This window comes from Chitinophaga nivalis (genome assembly GCF_025989125.1).
Taxonomy (GTDB): domain Bacteria; phylum Bacteroidota; class Bacteroidia; order Chitinophagales; family Chitinophagaceae; genus Chitinophaga; species Chitinophaga nivalis.
On sequence record NZ_JAPDNR010000001.1, the window covers coordinates 4,889,245 to 4,905,335 of the forward strand.

Below are 16,091 nucleotides of genomic sequence, written 5' to 3' on the forward strand. Positions count from 1 at the left end.
AGCAAGAAAGGTGCGGTGATTACAGGATGATCCTGTCGGGCACCGAATAAATATTGAAACGTTGTTCCCGCAGAAAGCCTACCAGGGTGATGTTCCAGGCTTCGGCCATTTTTACGGCCATGCTGGAAGGGGCACCGATGGCAGCGATGGCCGGAATGCCTGCCATGGCTGCTTTCTGTATCAATTCAAAACCTGCGCGTCCGCTCAATAATAACAAGTAGTGATCGATGGGCAGCTGATCGGTAGCCAGCCGGGCGCCGATGACTTTATCCACGGCGTTATGGCGGCCGATATCTTCCCGCAGCAGCAGTAGTTTGCCGGTGCTATCGAAGAGGGCTGCTGCATGCAGCCCGCCGGTACCTGCAAATACCGCCTGCTCCCTGCGTAGCAGGTCGGGGAGTTGGTACAAAGTGGTAGCCGGAATGGTGAAATTATTTTGCTGACTAACGGTAACGGCTGTATGAATAGCAGCCAGCGATGATTTTCCACATACGCCGCAGGCGGCCGTCGCCTGGAAGTTGCGTTCTACCTTTTCCAGCCGGGGTTGTATGTGTTCATGGAGATGCACCGTTGCTATGGCGCCATCTTCGCTGCTGGTGCATATAACATCCTGTATGGCCTGGCCGGAAGTCAGTACCCCTTCTGTAAAAAGAAAGCCGGCAGCCAGCTCTTCATCATGACCAGGTGTACGCATGGTCACGGAAATGCCTTGCTGCCGGCGATCCGATTGCGGACCATATACCAGCCTTATTTCCAGTGGTTCTTCTGTTGCCAGTATATCGCTGGTATCAGTAATACCGGCAGCAGCCACCTTTTTAATATGGGTATGGACAACGGAATGTAGCATAATCAAATTTACACTTTCACCACCATCTTCCCATTATTTTTACCGGAAAATAATCCCAGTAAAGCGGTGGGTAAATGGTCAAATCCTTCTACCACGGTTTCCTGGGATTTCAGCTTGCCGGCTTTCACGAGGGGAGCAATATATTGTATGCCTTCACCCAGCCGTGCCGTGTAATTGACCATGGTGAATCCCTGCATCAGAATGCTGCGCGTGAGCAGATAAGGTTGTATCCGTGGTCCTACCGGCTCTTCGGTACTATTATATAAAGCGATCTGGCCACATAAAGGTACCCGGGCAAAGAAGTTCAGGTGTTTTATGACAGCATCTGAGATCTCACCACCCACATTGTCGAAATAAATATCTACGCCATTGGGGCAGGCCGAAGCAATGGAAGTAGCCAGTTTATGATTGTTTTTATAATCGATGGCCACATCAAAGTTGAAAGTATCCGTCAGCATTTTCACTTTTTCGGGACCGCCGGCGATACCTACGACGCGGCATCCCTGTAGTTTGGCCAGCTGGCCCACCACCAGGCCAACCGCACCGGCTGCGCCGGAAACAACGACTGTCTCCCCCGGTTTGGGTTTGCCGATATCCATCAGGCCAAAGTAGGCGGTAAGGCCGGTGATGCCCAATATGCCCAGGTAATAGCTGGCAGGAATGCTGGTATCCAGTTTCCGGAGGTCTTTCCCGGAAAAGATGACACCGGTAGCCCAGGGCAGAAAAGGACGGGTACTGCCAGGCATCACCAGATCGCCGGCTTTGTAGTCCGGGTCCTTACTTTCCACCACTTCCGCCACCCCAGCACCTTCCATAGGCTGGCCGGTCTGAAAGGGGGGAATGTAGGACTTCTCATCATTCATACGGCCACGCATATACGGATCAACTGAAAAATAAACAGGTTTAAGTAATACTTCGCCAGCAGCGATTTCCGGCAGTGTTGTTTCGGTGGTCGTGAAATTCTCCATGGTTGGCAGGCCCTTGGGGCGGGAAACGAACAAGATCTGTTTTACCTTCATAACGAATGATTATTTATAAAGAACTAATTTAACGAATAAAATAACCGGTCCGGCGTATCTATTGTTTAATAATAAGTTTAACTGGCTAAATGTGCAGTAATATCGCGTAAAAATGTAATTTCGGGTAAGTAACTAACTACTAAATTCTATCTCTACTATGCGTTTGGATGACGAAAGAATGAGCGACAACGTAGAACGCCGCTCTGGCGGCGGCGGTATGCGTAAAATTGGTATTGGCGGCGGTATCGGTGGCGTCATTATCATTGTGCTGGCATTGCTCTTTAAGCAGGACCCGCAACAGGTAATGCAGGCCGTACAACAGGTACAGGGCCCCGGTGGCGGTGAAGAATCCGTATCACAGGTGACCAAAGAAAATGCATCCGCCATCGAAATTTTTTCTTCCAAAATTCTTGCGAGTACGGAAGATGTATGGAAACAGGAGTTTGAACGGCTACAGCTGAATTACGAAAAACCCAAAATGGTATTGTTTACGGATGCCACCACCTCCGGTTGCGGCGCCGCGGAATCTGCCATGGGACCTTTTTATTGCCCGGCAGATGCGCGGGTATACCTCGATGTATCTTTCTTTAATGAGCTGGAACAGCGTTTCGGTGTAAAAGGAGAATTTGCCCGGGCGTATGTGATTGCGCATGAAGTAGGCCACCACGTACAAAATCTGCTGGGGATCAGCAGAAAGGTACAATCCATGCGGGGCCGTCTGAGTGAGACGGAATACAACAAACTGTCGGTAAAGCTGGAGCTGCAGGCTGACTTCCTCGCCGGATTGTGGGCCAATCACGCAGAAAAAACGCGTAACATAATTGTGCCCGGCGATATCCAGTCCGGCCTGAATGCTGCCAGCGCGGTAGGCGATGATAAGCTGCAGGAAGCCGGCACCGGCCGTGTAGTACCGGATGCCTTTACACATGGTACTTCCGAACAGCGAATGTTCTGGTTTAAAAAAGGCTATGAGACGGGCGATTTCCGCCAGGGCGATACAGGTATTGGTTTAGGCGGCCGTTAAAATAATAGGAGGGATCCTGCTGCTGTATCTGACAAGGTACAGCAGCAGGGTCGCTTAAATATCGAGGATCTCTTTGGCGAGTGCAATCATTTTTTCATCACCGGTATATTTTCCGCTGATATCCGATAACTTCACTACAGGCGTCCACCTGGGCGCATCTTCCGGAAGGGCTTCATACATCTTCACCACAATATTCAACGCTTTTAACCCCACATCATTGGTGAAGTTGGTACCAATACCAAACGACATCCCGATCTTGCCGCGGCAGTAAGCTGCAATGGCAGCTACCTTTTCGTAATCAAGACCGTCGGAAAAGATGATGGTTTTGCTGAGCGGATCAATGCCTTTGCCTTTGTAGTGTGCAATGGTACGATCGGCAAAGAGAATCGGATCCCCGCTGTCGTGGCGTACACCGTCGAACAGCTTGGCGAATTTTTTATCGAACTGTTCAAAGAATACAGGCGTAGTATAGGTATCTGATAAGGCAATTCCCAGATCGCCCCGGTATACCTGTACCCAATGTTCCAGGCCCAGCATATTAGCCATCTTGAAACCATATTTGGCGCCATGAAACATAAACCATTCATGCGCATGGGTACCTACGGGCTTCACGCCCTGGCTCATGGCCAGGTGTACATTGCTGGTGCCGATAAAACATCCGGCGCCATACTCCTGTAAAGCTTTTACGACCAGCCGGTGTACAGCGATGGAATGCCGGCGCCTGCTGCCAAAGTCGGCAATCGTGATCTGCAGTTCGCGGTATTTTTCGATCTTTTCCCGGGTGATACGCACCACTTCCTCATCCGGTACGCGTTCCTGGCCAGTGAGCTGGTAATATAGTTCACAGATGAGCGACATCAGCGGGACTTCCCACAAAATGGTCCGGTACCAATAGCCGCTCACATGTACTTCCAGCTGGTCGCCCTGTTGGGAGATCTGTACTTCTGCCGGGTTATAACGGTAGCCTTGCAGGAAATCCAGGTAGGTGGGGTCCAGGTAAGGACAGGTGACAGCCAGGAAATCCTTTTCTTCCGTCGTGAGTTGCAGGTGTTGCAGGTCGTTTACAGCTTGTTGCAGTGCAGTGGCGAATCCGGGCGGAAAGGCATGCTGGCCGCGGTTGATAAATGTATAACGGGCACGCGCCTTCGGGAATAATTTAACCACACAATGCTGCATGGTAAATTTGTAAAAGTCATTGTCAAGAATAGACGTTAATATCATTACTGATTATTTAGCGGAAAGAAATCACCTGTGCGGGTGCTCCGTATGGATAAAAAATAGTGTTGGTTATAGTTTACTGCCACAGAATTTGCAATAGACCGCATCGGTTTCGTGTCCTTCCCGCATACAATGCGGGCATACCCGTTGGTCTACTTCATCACGGTGACGGATGCGGCTCATTTCCACAGTAACAATGCCGGTAGGCACGGCAATAATGGCGTAACCCATGATCATAATCACGGCGGAAAAAGCCTGTCCGATGGGCGTTACCGGCGCAATGTCGCCATAACCCACTGTGGTAAGGGTTACCACGGCCCAGTATACACTAACCGGAATGCTGGTAAAGCCAGAGTTGTGGTTGCATTCAATGACATACATGATGGCGCCCAGTACCATGGTGAGCAACCCGATAAAAAACAGGAATACCATGATCTTCCTTTTACTTTGCTGCAGGGCCAAAGACAACTGCCGGCTTTCGTTCAGAAAAGGTACCAGTTTGAAAATCCTGAAAATCCGCATCAGGCGCAAAATACGGATGGTAAGCAGAAAATGGGCGCCGCCAAAAAAGACTTCTGCATAGGTAGGCAAAATACATAAGAGATCTATCAGCCCGTAAAAACTCCAGATATAGGCCTTGGGTCGATAGCTGCACCAGATACGGAACAGATACTCAATCGTGAACAGGATGGTGAATATCCACTCCAGCAGGGTAAACCATGCTTCCAGTTTCGCCTGGAGGGAGGCTACACTTTCCAGCATGACTACCAGCACGCTGATGATGATAGCGATGAGCAGTATAATGTCGAAAGCCTTTCCTGCGGGCGTATCTGCTTCAAATATGATATTGTGCCATTTCTGTTGGAACGGGCTGAGTTGCCTGTGTGATTGATTATTCATCCCTGCTCGGTTATCTTACATTTAAACAAATCGTTGCTCATTTATGTTTACAGTCTGATCAGTTGCCCGGAAAATAGTTGCCTGTTCAACAGGTGGGTGCCTGATCAGGCTGTGAATCTGCGTTTAATATTTAACCATACTATGCAAAAACCTGATATTACCAACCGGCTGCACACGCATATCAGCAGAGCCGTCATGAAAGCGCATACCGCTTACCGCCTGCGGTTACTGAGCGTTTTTATGGAAGCAAACATCGACATTACGCCCGACATGTATTTTATCCTGCGCTGCCTGTGGGGAGAGCAGGATGGCTGCCGGCAACAGGAGCTGGCAGACAAGACTGACAAAGATAAGGCCAGCCTCACAAAATTATTGGATAACCTGGAGAAAAGGGCACTGGTACACCGCCGCCCGGACGACCTGGATGGCAGAAGCAAGCGGGTGTGGCTTACCAGCACCGGCCGTGCCCTGAAAGAAAAAGTATACCCGTTGGCGTTAGCTGTCATGGAATTGGCGGAACAGGGCATTTCCCGGCAGGATATTCTGCTGGCACAGTCCATCCTGGAAAAAATTCATCAGAATGTAAAGAGATGATCAGGAACTGTTCCTTATCTTTAGTACATGTTAAGCAGTATATTGATCAACTTATTTGAGCGGGACATGAGCCGCCTGGAAGAAGAAATAGCCGCGTATGAAACAGAAGCCGCCATCTGGCGGGTACCGGCTGGTATTCATAATTCAGCCGGCAATTTATGCCTGCATCTGTGTGGTAACCTGCAGCATTTCGTAGGAGCCGTATTGGGAAAAACAGATTATGTACGTAACCGGGAGCTGGAGTTCAGCGCCAAAAATGTACCCCGGCAGGATATGCTGACACAGATCGGTACCACCCGGCGTATATTACTCACCGTTATAGTAGGACTTACCCCGGAAGAAATGGAAAAACCCTATCCGGAGAAAGTGTTGTCCGGCGATCTGACGGTAGGTCATTTCCTGGTACACCTGAGTACACACCTGAATTATCATTTGGGGCAGATCAATTATCATCGTCGTCTTACCCAATCATAACCGGATGAAACCGAAACGGGCTGCTTTTTCTCAACGATGGATACAGGTATACCGGCAACTCCGGTATTTTGTATGGCCATTTATTGTCTTACTGGCTGTTTTGTTGCCGTTGCGTTTTTTGTATAGCCGGGAAGAGATTTATTTTTATATCAACCGTTTACATACCAACGCAGGAGATGTGCTGTTTCCCTATATTACACATCTTGGGAGTACAGGAGCTGCTGTAATACTGGTGGTATTGCTGGCTTTTTTTAACCGGCGGCAGGCATTTGTATTGGCTACTGCCTATTGTTTTACGGCGCTGGTAAACTTCGCCCTGAAATTTCTGGTAGCCTTTCCGCGGCCGCGCCGTTATTTCGTGGAGCGGTTGCATGATATTTATTTTGTACCGGGGGTAGAAGTATTGGATAATTTCCGGAGCTTCCCTTCGGGGCACAGCGTATGTGCTTTTACCGCAGCTACCGTATTGGCGTACTATAGTAAAAACAGGTATTTACCGATATTGTATCTGCTGCTGGCGATACTGGTAGCTTATTCCCGTATGTATATGAGTCAGCATTTTTTTGAAGATGTGATAGCCGGTGCTACAGAAGGTATTGCGCTGAGCATGTTGTGGCTGGCGTTTATACAGGGTAAGGGGTATGCGGCAGGTACCACGGGGCAGCTGTCCTGACATTACCACAGTTCATCCTGCGTGTCTTCCATCTCCTGCAGCAATGACTGATGATGTTTCATCATGTCGCTGTAGATGGCAGCCGCCGAAGTGGTGTCGTTGGTTTGACGGGTATACCAGGCTGGTGTAGCGCTGTATTGTGCCCATAGTATTTCATAGCCAATATAAATCCGGTGTTTCCCTTCCCGTACATGATCAGCATGGCCTAACCGGCGTTCTTCACCGGGCGCGAGGTGTTCGAAGAGCCGCGATTTATGCGAAGTGCCCATACTGGTGGTAATGACCTGATCTACGGCTACCGTGATAAAGCGCTCTGGCGATGTGTTGCGGATACAGCGCAGGTATTTGGATACACTGAAAACGCTGTTGGCTACACCTGTAATTTTAGCTACGCCACTGGCATCTTCTCCATTTGCCGGCGGATGATGACGTTTTCCGGAGGCACCTTTGCGGAAGCTGCGAAAACGGAACATACCATACCAAAAAAGAAATACGAAGAAAAGAATAAATGGAATATACATAGACAGGTGCTTTCAGGCATTATTATAAACAGGGGCAGCGATGTAGGTGGCAGATATGATCAGGTGGGTGACCCTTAGTTCCATACTGCCGACTACTTTCGTACAGGAATAGCCAAGGGGAATACTTTCTCCGGGGTTGATAATACGGAAATGCATATAGTTGTACCAGGCCTGATTACCCCAATGCTTTTTCTGTTGTATGACTGCTTTGATGGGGTAAAAGCCTTTGTTACAGAGGTATTCCAATTTTTCCTGTGGGTCTTTTGGGTTTTTACGGCCAGCAATAATTCTGAGATCTTTTAGTGAGCCATCAAACGCCGGGTCGCGGGCACCATTTTTTCTTACTGTTATCAGCCCGATAGAAGAAATACCCAGGAGGAACAAAACATATAAAGTTATCCAGAGGGTGATGTACATCTACGTATCATTTTGATCATCCTAAAATAAGCTCCTCATTTCTTTGAACTGTGAACCGGATGTTAAAGATTGTGGAATTGAATACGGAAAGTGTTTAGCAAATCATATTTATCACGACGGTAATCCTATTTTCCTTATTAACAATTGAATCACAAAATATACCAACAGAAAGCCACAACTTTGCATCACGAAAAAAGAGGTGTTTATAATCTTTGCTGTCTTTGGTTTATTACTCCCCGTACCGAGCCTTACAGACATAATCATATTGAATATCAATACATTCAATGATGTAGGGCCCTGCAGCATCAACCTTATCCCTTTATACTGCTATAACAGTCGAGTTCCCCCAAAAATGCTATCATACTGTATGTAAGCATAGATGCTGTACCAACACGTACGGCCCCTCCTTGTGTTGTATGGCACAACGGCCGGGGAAGTGTGTTGCCCGGGGGAAATGAAAATTGTTGGTTAACTGCAGGCTGCGCTGCATGAGGTGGCGGAAGGCCTGTATTTCCTGCCCGTGCACCCGTTGTTGTCGACTGCGGCAGTGGGTGCACCCAATAGCCTTATCTTGTATATAGTCAAAAAGCTACCTATGTCTGCATCGCCGTATTCCACTACCGACTTGTCGTTCCCTGCTTTCATCCGCCAGCATGCCCTTCACCGTAACTTATTGCTGGGAGCTATTGCGGGCGCCATTGTACAATTGATGCTCTTTAAATGGATATATCCCTTTGCGGATTATTTTTCGGATTCCTATAATTACATCGAATCGGCGAGCTATGATATGAGTGTGAATATATGGCCGGTAGGATATGCCCGTGTATTACAGGGCTTTCACCTTTTCACCCGGTCAGATACCGCTGTTGTAGCCAGTCAATATTTTTTCATCGTGTTGACGGGGCTGTATTTCTTTTTTACGCTGCTCTATTTTTACCGGCCGGCCAAACCGGTGTTGTATACGCTGTATATATTCCTGTTCTTTAACCCCCTGATGTTATATCTCAGTAACTATATCACCAGCGACCCGGTTTTCCTGGCATTAAGCCTGCTTTGGTTTACCCAGTTGCTCTGGATGCTGAACCGACCTGCCTTGTTCCGGCTGCTGACGCATGGTGTATTGCTGGCTATCGCCTTTACGGTTCGTTATAATGCCATGTATTATCCGTTGGTGACCGCCGCTATATTGTTGTTGTCGCGTTACCCGGTATGGGCGAAGCTGGCAGGTATCGGATTGCCGGTATGCCTGATTTATCTCTTTATCAATTTTACCAGCCAGCAGAATTACAAACATACCGGCGCCCGGCAGTTCTCTGTTTTCAGCGGCTGGCAACTGGCTAATAATGCCTTGTATATGTATCCATATATCACCGTAGATGCTACCGCCATCCCGCCAGGCTGTGAGGCCTTTGACCGGCAGGTCAGGCAATATTTTGAGACAGCACCGGAAGAATATAAAAAAGTGACGCCGGTGGATGGGGCCTTTTATATCAAATATCCCAGTGCTCCCCTGAAAAGCTATCTCGTACAAAATGCCCAGGCCCATAAAATAGAAGATGGGCTGCGGCAATGGGGGAGTGTAGCACCCGTATTTGCTGCCTATGGCACCTGGCTGATCAAATCTCATCCGGTTAGCTACTTCCGGTATTTTATTCTGCAGAATGCCCGGGTATATATCTTACCTCCACTGGAAAAGCTGGAAGTATATAATATGAACAGCAGTGAAGTATGGAGTCCGGCGAAAGAATGGTTTGAATATAAAAGTAACGAAGTGAAAGCGGCTGTGAGTCCTACTTTTCAGGGTAGGTTGCTTTTCTTTTTCCCCACTTTATTCCTGATCCTGAATGTAGTTTTTGCCGGCGCCCTGGTGTATTTCGTCGTGAAAAAAGGCTGGCAGAAAGCGGAACGTTCCTTCAATCTGCTGCTGCTGGCAAGTGGGTTCCTGTGGCTGGTAAATATGGGCTTCAGCATCCTGGCTTCTCCGATCGTATTCCGGTACCAGGTGTTTCCCATGATTGTATGTCTGGCTGTTGGTGGTATGCTACTGGCATTCCTCGACAAGCATGAAAAGATATTTGAAGGAAATTAAAGCGGGAAATGGGGCAGGGCAAGCGGTTTGACCTGTTCCATGCATGCATGGGCAAAAAACAGCGTGGCCGCAGTAAGCGCGGCCACTATCTTTTACAGGACATGAAAAGAAAGTATGACACATTAAAGGACAAAACCAGGCCTATATAAAATAAGGTAAAAAGCGCCATGCATAAACGGCGTATAGCCGGTGCAGGTATAGTGTTACCTGCTTTTCGGATATAAAGGTGGAAAATTATCCCGCACGATGATCCCTAAAATCGATCAGCGCAAATAAAACAACGATTAAATAGTTTTTTTCTTCTTCCGGTATCCGGGAGATGCTCCCCTGATGATGAACTGTGCCCGATTGTGGCGGTTGATCATCAGGGGAGGTCTTTTTAACGGGGGTAAATAACCAGACTAAGGCCCGCACTGCGGAACTCCGCATTGTAATACGGCATCAGCAGGGTAGTAGCAGCGTGACTGTTCGGTTTAAACAGCTTGCGCTGTACCCATGGATACATCCAGTAGGCGGCTTTGGTACTGAGTATGCCAATGCCGGCGCCAGCTACCACGTCGCTCAGCCAGTGGCGGTTGTTGTAGATGCGTAAGGCGCCGGTGGCAGTTGCCACGGCATAACCACCTATGCCATACCAGGGCGATACGTCTCTGTATTCCTGACGCAGATATTCTGCGGCAGCAAAAGCGGTGGCAGTATGTCCGGACGGGAAAGACATCCGGTTGGTGCCATCAGGTCTTTCTTCGTCGGTGATTCTTTTAAGCCCCTGTATGGTACCGGCTGTAATAAGGGCAGAAATGCCCAGGATCATGGTCCGGTCGCGCAGATTGTGTTTGCCATGAATACCCACGGCATTCAGCAGATACACAGCAGCGAAAGGGGTGTATTGAATATAGTCGTCTATTTTTATTTTATGTCGCTCGTCTTTTATTTTCCAGTTATCGCGGGTAGTTTCATTCAACTCGCGAAGAGCGGGCGTGTGCAGGGCCAGGAATCCATAGCCGATCATAGCAGTGGGTACTGCCCAGCCGGCAATGGTGCTGCGGAAAGGAGCGGGTTGCCCGAATGTATATCGGGAAGTTGCTGGCTTTGCGGGTACAATGGTCAGGGGGATTGTATCTGCCAATGGGTTTTTCGTTTGTGCTTTCAGGTTATAAACGCCTGTCAGCAGCAATAGGGTCAGGCCTGCGGCATATATCTTTCTTATCATCCGTCGTAGGTACTGTATTTTGAGGTGAAATAAACAATTATATACGGGGTTTTATTCTCCACCTTTATCCGGCTTAGGCAGGATGATTTCTGCCGTCTGACGCGCATACTTGTTGTGGAAAATAAACGTGATCAGCAAACCCAGCAAACAACCTGCCAATACTGAAAGCACTCTTGCCACGGCTGTGTCCCACAGGTGTTCGCCGGCTTCGTGGGTCATGACAATAATCGTCGCTGCCAGCGCTGTGCGGGTAGCTGGTTCGAGATATAATATATTACAGAGTACCACGGTAATCATCACCGCAATACACATCATAAAGATCATGTTCGGATGAATCAGCAACAATAAAAATCCGGAGGCGGCGCCCACAGCATTGGCTTTAATACGTGTAACCGCCAACGTTACGGCATCCGAACCATCCGGCGACAGCACCAGCATGACGGAAATCAGTACCCATATTACATCCTGATAGTTGAGTAACCAGGAAAGTCCCATTACTGCCAGTACGCCGGAAACACATTTGGCAGCATATATCAGCAGTCGTTTTGTACGTTGTTGATCTATCATTTTACAATGTTATGCATTTTCACGATTTCAATATTAATTTAATATTACCAATTCCAGATGCATCTTTCTTACCTTTGCGGCGATTAACTAACTGACATGAGAATGAATGTAAGACAACTATGCTTTGCTGTGGCTACTATAGGCTTATTGCAAAGCTGCATCAAAGATGCGCCTCAAAACCCGGAGGCAGACATTGAGACGTTTAGCGTGGACAAGGAATCGCTGACTGCAAATGTATTTATTGAGCAATCTGGAGGTAGTATCAGGCTGTATCTGACAGATGAAGCCTTTAAAAAAGGAATTAAGCCGGAGATAACTGTATCTGCAGGTGCGCGTGTTACGCCGGCCTCCGGAGATTCGCTGAAATTTGATGTTACCGGTAAACGTACCTATACCGTTACTTCTGCCAGCGGCGCCAATACCAAAGTTTATACGGTACAGGTAGTAAACATCGACAGCTGGAAATTTGATTTCGAAAACTGGAAGGAAAGCCAGAACTATGGCTTCTTTCACCCTATTGAAGCCGATGGCTCGGAAATCTGGTCTTCCGGTAACCTGGGTGTAAGACTGACCGGTGTGACGAATAAAGCAGATTTTCCGTTGATCCCCAGTACAGATGCCTACTTTGGTAAAACATCTGCTGAGTTGAGAACACGCGCGGGCAATGACTTTTCTGCCAGCATGGACATTCATTTGTTTGCCGGTTCTTTGTTCCTGGGCAATTTTGATTTGTTCGCTGCGCTGGAAAATCCGCTGAAGGCTACACAGTTCGGCCAGCCTTATAAAGAAATACCGACCACCTTTACCGGTTACTATAAATATCAACCCGGTCCGGTATTCCAGGACAAGGATGGTAAACCGGTAGCAGGTAAGCTGGATCAGTGTTCTATGTATGCGGTACTTTATTCCGGTAAAGACAGACTGGATGCGACGAATATCCTCACTTCCGACAGAGTTATCGCAACAGCAATCCTGCAAGATGGTACGGCTAAAGCAGACTGGACCCGCTTCGAAGTTCCTTTTACTTTCAGACGCACGGCTTCCCGCAATGAACCGATGATGATGGCGATTGTATTATCTTCCAGCAAAGAAGGAGATCATTACCTGGGCGCACCCGACAGCCGGTTGTTAGTAGACAACCTGGAAATTATTCACGAATAAAAGATCAGCATTAATCAGATGAATATAAAAACGAAAGGACTGTTGCTGGGTATGGTTTTTACTACCACACAGTTATTTGCACAGGACAATAACGGTCAGGCGCAAACGAAAAAAGAGGCATTTAAACCGGTACTGGAACATCGTATACTGGCAGGTTTTAACTTTGGTGCGACAGCGCCGGTTAGCTTACCGAATACCATCCGTAAAATCAATAGCTACTGGCCGGAATTCTGCCCTTCCCTGGGTTATGAACTGTCTTACCGCGCTACCAGCAAATGGGGTGCTGCCGTTGGTGTAAAGCTGGATTACAAAGGAATGGGGGTGAAAGATAATGTACAATATTTCCCTACTATTATTACGATGAATGATGGTGGTAGTTTTGCCGGCGATTTTACCGGTGAAAACAAAACCACGGTACGTAATGCTTACGTGTCTTTCCCCGTGAGTGCGGTATTTACGCCGAATGACAACTGGCGCTTCAACCTGGGTGGCTATGTAGCCTGGTTGTTCAGCTCCAATTTCTATGGTGATGTAACCAATGGTTATATCCGGGAAGGTGGATCTACCGGTGCAAAGATTAACGTTGACAAAGCGACGTTTGATTTTGGCAAAGAGATGCGCACCTTTGATTGTGGTTTACAGGGTGGTGCTGCGTATCGCGTAGGCCGCAACCTGAGTGTGAATGGCAACCTCGCCTGGGGTTTACGTCCGGTATTTAACAGTGATTTCAAAGGGATGGATTTCCCGATGTACAATATTTACCTGACGCTGGGTGTCGCGTATAAGATATAGTAGTATATACTGCTTTATAGAAAGAGCCGGTAAAAGCGTGTGAAAGCGCTTTACCGGCTCTTTTGTTTATTGATATTAATATTTGGCGGGTTGTCCTGCTTTAGGAACAGAAGCCCGGATAAAGGCGCGGATGTCATCGTTGCCGGTAGTCAGATCATCTTTACGCAGATACATCATATGTCCGCTGCGGTAGCCGCGCCAGGAAAGCCGGTCTTTCAACCTGCCGCCGGGGTCCAGCTGCCACATACTGTATTTGGCATTGAAATAATCGCAGGCGCCGTCGTAGTAGCCGGACTGGATCATCACATGCAGATAAGGATTGGAGGCCATCGCATCCCGAAGGTTCTCCCCGGTATGGTCATTTTCATTATTCCACGGATGTACCGGGCCAAACATCAGGTATTTCAGATCCGTACGGAACTGCAACTCTTCGCGCAGATAGATGTTGATAGCGGGTGTAAAGGCATGCAGCCAGGAAGTGAGTTCGGCATTGTAATCCGGATAGTCGCCGGCATCTTCCTTGTCGATACCGCGGTAACGGGAATCCAGGCGGCCAACAGTATAACCTTTGTCGCGCAGCAATTCTTTCCAGAAAAATCCGGTAGACACAGTCAGGTTATGTTGCTGGATAACTTTTTCAGACAGCCCCGAATAGTACGCCATTTTTGCGGCAATACTTTTCCGTTTCTGCTCATCCAGGAATCCGCCCATACTGATAGCCGGGATCAATTCCTGTATAGTAAAGTTTTCTACCTCCGGTAATATGTCGTTCAGGTCTTTTTGCTGCAGGGCTGGTGGCAGTGCCTTGTGGTACCAGGCCGTAGCCGTGAAATAGGGCAGGCGCAGGGCGGCAGATACGGGGCCGTTGCGTTTAATCCCCAGCTCAGTCGGCGAAACGAGAATCACCCCGTTCAGGTACATCCATTGGGCATTTTGCAATTCCAGGGCGAGTCCGGAAACACGGGTAGTGCCGTAGCTTTCGCCAATCAGGTATTTGGGAGATGCCCACCGGTTATGACGGGTCACGAAGGTGTTGATCCATTCTGCGAGGTATTTCACATCCGCATTTACCCCAAAAAATTTCTCCCGGGGTACGTCTTTGCCGGTGAGTCTGGAGAAGCCGGTATTGGCCGGATCTACATAGAGAATATCGGCAATGTCGAGAATCGATTGTGGATTTTCGCGGATGCCATAAGGTTGTACCGGATAACCTTCATCATCGATGTTCAGGAGCCTTGGCCCGGTATAGGCAATCTGCATCCATACAGAAGGCGTGCCGGGGCCGCCGTTGAATGAAATAACGAGTGGCCGGGTGCTGCGGTCTTTGACGTCGGTTCTTTCATAATACGTGTAAAAAAGGCCGGCAATAGCTTTGCCTTCTGCATCCCATACAGGTTGGGTGCCGGCAATGGCTTTGTACGGAATGCGTTGTCCTTTCACCGTTACTTCATGGGAACTGGTAACAGTAGTGTCCGGATTCAGTGTAACAGATAAAACGCCGGTTTTTTCGGGCAGGGGAGCGATGGGTGGTTTAGTGCTTTTCGATTGTGCCTGCACAGGTAGTTGTTGTAACCCAATAACGCCTGCCAGCAACCAGGAAAAGGTCAGGCGCGAATAAAATGCTTTCATGTAAATAGATCTTGATTGAATTTAAAGATTAAGCAAAAGGCTGATAATTTCAAATCAATTAGGATAAACGGTTTACAAGAATACTTTATCAGGGCTGGAAATCGGTGGGCCGTTTTCCGACCAGTTTATAAAAAGTGTTGCTGAAAGCCGAAACGCTGTTGTAGCCTGTGTCCCACGCTATTTCACTGATGGTCTTTTCCGTTTCCAGCAGATAGCCCATGGCTTTTATCATGCGGGCCAGTTTCAGGTACTGGAAAAAGGAAATATCCATGGTAGCCCGGAACAGGCGGGTGAGGGTGCGTTCACTGTAGTTGAAGGCATGCCCCACGCTTTCCAGGGTCAGCGGCTCCGACAGATTCTCCTGTATATATCGCAATACAGGCTGCATACGGGGATTTTCTGTCGTAGGCAGGGTAATGGGTAGCGGCACGGAGCTGATGTCCGGCAGGATGTTCTTAATGGCCTTTACAAAGCGATAACCTTTGGAGCCGGGGTACACATGGCCGCCATCCCATTTTTCTGTATACAGAATCATCTCCAGCAGGAGGTTGCCTACCGGGTAAATGCCCGTCTGGGTATAGAAAGGATCGTTCTGATCATCTTCATCCATGAAAAAGTAGATGGTACGCACAAAATTGGCCGGGTAGCGGTGCTGAAAATAATGCTCTACGCCTGCAGGTACCCACATATAATGCCGTGCCGGCAGGAAGTAGGTTTTATCCCGGGTATACAGAAAGGCTGCGCCCCCTTCTACGTAGGTCAGTTGCCCCTTTTGATGGGTATGGAACGGGAAGTGGTGTTCCGTTTTCCAATGCCATATATAGGCGGAGTCCGGGTTCGCATCCACATCCGCCAGTATCAGTTCTGGTTTATTTTCCTTCATTTGGCCGGATCTAACAAATTTATGGCAATTTATAGAAAAAAAATTAACCGGCCTGTGTGGAACTTTGCAACTT

At 48.2% G+C, this 16,091-nt stretch carries 17 protein-coding genes; 7 read left to right on the forward strand and 10 right to left on the reverse strand.

Annotated elements, in window-relative coordinates:
* Nucleotides 1-19: 19 nt before the first annotated feature.
* Together fdhD and OL444_RS19555 are read right to left on the reverse strand one after the other, a co-directional pair.
* Nucleotides 20-847 carry a formate dehydrogenase accessory sulfurtransferase FdhD gene (fdhD, locus tag OL444_RS19550; RefSeq protein WP_264730455.1) on the reverse strand — a complete coding sequence of 276 codons (828 nt, stop codon included), beginning with the start codon at nucleotides 845-847 and terminating at the stop codon, nucleotides 20-22.
* Nucleotides 848-855: 8 nt separating this feature from the next.
* Complete coding sequence (locus OL444_RS19555) at nucleotides 856-1,866, reverse strand: NADP-dependent oxidoreductase (protein ID WP_264730453.1); 1,011 nt, start codon at nucleotides 1,864-1,866, stop codon at nucleotides 856-858.
* Between the two features lie 157 nt (nucleotides 1,867-2,023).
* Between OL444_RS19555 and ypfJ the strand changes: the two genes are divergently transcribed.
* The gene (ypfJ, locus tag OL444_RS19560; RefSeq protein WP_264730451.1) at nucleotides 2,024-2,890 is read left to right on the forward strand and encodes a KPN_02809 family neutral zinc metallopeptidase; all 867 of its coding nucleotides are present in this window, start codon (nucleotides 2,024-2,026) and stop codon (nucleotides 2,888-2,890) included.
* Between the two features lie 54 nt (nucleotides 2,891-2,944).
* On the opposite strand, the gene pncB is transcribed toward ypfJ, so the two are convergent.
* Nucleotides 2,945-4,111, reverse strand: coding sequence for a nicotinate phosphoribosyltransferase (gene pncB, locus OL444_RS19565; RefSeq protein ID WP_264730449.1), 1,167 nt, complete (start codon nucleotides 4,109-4,111; stop codon nucleotides 2,945-2,947).
* Between the two features lie 66 nt (nucleotides 4,112-4,177).
* A complete protein-coding gene (locus OL444_RS19570) occupies nucleotides 4,178-5,008 on the reverse strand; it encodes an ion transporter (RefSeq protein ID WP_264730447.1) in 831 nt (276 codons plus the stop codon).
* 141 nt (nucleotides 5,009-5,149) lie between these two features.
* Here OL444_RS19570 and OL444_RS19575 point away from each other — a divergent pair, with 141 nt between their 5' ends.
* The 3 genes from OL444_RS19575 to OL444_RS19585 are packed head-to-tail and all read left to right on the forward strand — an operon-like array spanning nucleotide 5,150 to nucleotide 6,749.
* On the forward strand, nucleotides 5,150-5,602 hold the full coding sequence (locus OL444_RS19575; RefSeq protein WP_264730445.1) for a MarR family winged helix-turn-helix transcriptional regulator: 453 nt from the start codon (nucleotides 5,150-5,152) through the stop codon (nucleotides 5,600-5,602).
* Between the two features lie 27 nt (nucleotides 5,603-5,629).
* On the forward strand, nucleotides 5,630-6,076 hold the full coding sequence (locus OL444_RS19580; RefSeq protein WP_264730443.1) for a DinB family protein: 447 nt from the start codon (nucleotides 5,630-5,632) through the stop codon (nucleotides 6,074-6,076).
* A gap of 4 nt (nucleotides 6,077-6,080) precedes the next feature.
* Entirely contained in the window at nucleotides 6,081-6,749 is a 669-nt protein-coding gene (locus OL444_RS19585; RefSeq protein WP_264730441.1) for a phosphatase PAP2 family protein, read from the forward strand.
* A gap of 2 nt (nucleotides 6,750-6,751) precedes the next feature.
* Here OL444_RS19585 and OL444_RS19590 read toward each other — a convergent pair whose 3' ends face one another.
* Nucleotides 6,752-7,270, reverse strand: a complete 519-nt coding sequence (locus tag OL444_RS19590; RefSeq protein WP_264730439.1) for a hypothetical protein — start codon at nucleotides 7,268-7,270, stop codon at nucleotides 6,752-6,754.
* 12 nt (nucleotides 7,271-7,282) lie between these two features.
* On the reverse strand, nucleotides 7,283-7,687 hold the full coding sequence (locus OL444_RS19595) for a hypothetical protein (protein ID WP_264730437.1): 405 nt from the start codon (nucleotides 7,685-7,687) through the stop codon (nucleotides 7,283-7,285).
* A gap of 595 nt (nucleotides 7,688-8,282) precedes the next feature.
* On the opposite strand from OL444_RS19595, the gene OL444_RS19600 reads away from it, so the two are divergent.
* Entirely contained in the window at nucleotides 8,283-9,776 is a 1,494-nt protein-coding gene (locus OL444_RS19600) for a hypothetical protein (protein WP_264730435.1), read from the forward strand.
* A 379-nt stretch (nucleotides 9,777-10,155) separates the two neighbouring features.
* Here the strand turns inward: OL444_RS19600 and OL444_RS19605 are convergent, their stop codons facing one another.
* Complete coding sequence (locus OL444_RS19605) at nucleotides 10,156-10,986, reverse strand: phosphatase PAP2 family protein (protein ID WP_264730433.1); 831 nt, start codon at nucleotides 10,984-10,986, stop codon at nucleotides 10,156-10,158.
* Nucleotides 10,987-11,037: 51 nt separating this feature from the next.
* Nucleotides 11,038-11,553, reverse strand: coding sequence for an FUSC family protein (locus tag OL444_RS19610; RefSeq protein ID WP_264730431.1), 516 nt, complete (start codon nucleotides 11,551-11,553; stop codon nucleotides 11,038-11,040).
* A 96-nt stretch (nucleotides 11,554-11,649) separates the two neighbouring features.
* Here OL444_RS19610 and OL444_RS19615 point away from each other — a divergent pair, with 96 nt between their 5' ends.
* Entirely contained in the window at nucleotides 11,650-12,714 is a 1,065-nt protein-coding gene (locus OL444_RS19615; RefSeq protein WP_264730429.1) for a PCMD domain-containing protein, read from the forward strand.
* Nucleotides 12,715-12,732: 18 nt separating this feature from the next.
* Nucleotides 12,733-13,506, forward strand: a complete 774-nt coding sequence (locus OL444_RS19620) for a porin family protein (protein WP_264730427.1) — start codon at nucleotides 12,733-12,735, stop codon at nucleotides 13,504-13,506.
* A 75-nt stretch (nucleotides 13,507-13,581) separates the two neighbouring features.
* Here the strand turns inward: OL444_RS19620 and OL444_RS19625 are convergent, their stop codons facing one another.
* Nucleotides 13,582-15,135 (reverse strand): S10 family peptidase, encoded by a 1,554-nt coding sequence (locus OL444_RS19625; RefSeq protein WP_264730425.1) that lies wholly within the window; start codon nucleotides 15,133-15,135, stop codon nucleotides 13,582-13,584.
* 88 nt (nucleotides 15,136-15,223) lie between these two features.
* Nucleotides 15,224-16,018 (reverse strand): helix-turn-helix transcriptional regulator, encoded by a 795-nt coding sequence (locus OL444_RS19630; protein ID WP_264730423.1) that lies wholly within the window; start codon nucleotides 16,016-16,018, stop codon nucleotides 15,224-15,226.
* Nucleotides 16,019-16,091: the final 73 nt, after the last annotated feature.

Coding starts and splice junctions, on each gene's coding strand:
- fdhD (WP_264730455.1), bottom strand. CDS start 847: ATGCTACATTCCGTTGTCCATACCCATATTAAAAAGGTGGCTGCTGCC.
- OL444_RS19555 (WP_264730453.1), bottom strand. CDS start 1,866: ATGAAGGTAAAACAGATCTTGTTCGTTTCCCGCCCCAAGGGCCTGCCA.
- ypfJ (WP_264730451.1), top strand. CDS start 2,024: ATGCGTTTGGATGACGAAAGAATGAGCGACAACGTAGAACGCCGCTCT.
- pncB (WP_264730449.1), bottom strand. CDS start 4,111: ATGATATTAACGTCTATTCTTGACAATGACTTTTACAAATTTACCATG.
- OL444_RS19570 (WP_264730447.1), bottom strand. CDS start 5,008: ATGAATAATCAATCACACAGGCAACTCAGCCCGTTCCAACAGAAATGG.
- OL444_RS19575 (WP_264730445.1), top strand. CDS start 5,150: ATGCAAAAACCTGATATTACCAACCGGCTGCACACGCATATCAGCAGA.
- OL444_RS19580 (WP_264730443.1), top strand. CDS start 5,630: ATGTTAAGCAGTATATTGATCAACTTATTTGAGCGGGACATGAGCCGC.
- OL444_RS19585 (WP_264730441.1), top strand. CDS start 6,081: ATGAAACCGAAACGGGCTGCTTTTTCTCAACGATGGATACAGGTATAC.
- OL444_RS19590 (WP_264730439.1), bottom strand. CDS start 7,270: ATGTATATTCCATTTATTCTTTTCTTCGTATTTCTTTTTTGGTATGGT.
- OL444_RS19595 (WP_264730437.1), bottom strand. CDS start 7,687: ATGTACATCACCCTCTGGATAACTTTATATGTTTTGTTCCTCCTGGGT.
- OL444_RS19600 (WP_264730435.1), top strand. CDS start 8,283: ATGTCTGCATCGCCGTATTCCACTACCGACTTGTCGTTCCCTGCTTTC.
- OL444_RS19605 (WP_264730433.1), bottom strand. CDS start 10,986: ATGATAAGAAAGATATATGCCGCAGGCCTGACCCTATTGCTGCTGACA.
- OL444_RS19610 (WP_264730431.1), bottom strand. CDS start 11,553: ATGATAGATCAACAACGTACAAAACGACTGCTGATATATGCTGCCAAA.
- OL444_RS19615 (WP_264730429.1), top strand. CDS start 11,650: ATGAGAATGAATGTAAGACAACTATGCTTTGCTGTGGCTACTATAGGC.
- OL444_RS19620 (WP_264730427.1), top strand. CDS start 12,733: ATGAATATAAAAACGAAAGGACTGTTGCTGGGTATGGTTTTTACTACC.
- OL444_RS19625 (WP_264730425.1), bottom strand. CDS start 15,135: ATGAAAGCATTTTATTCGCGCCTGACCTTTTCCTGGTTGCTGGCAGGC.
- OL444_RS19630 (WP_264730423.1), bottom strand. CDS start 16,018: ATGAAGGAAAATAAACCAGAACTGATACTGGCGGATGTGGATGCGAAC.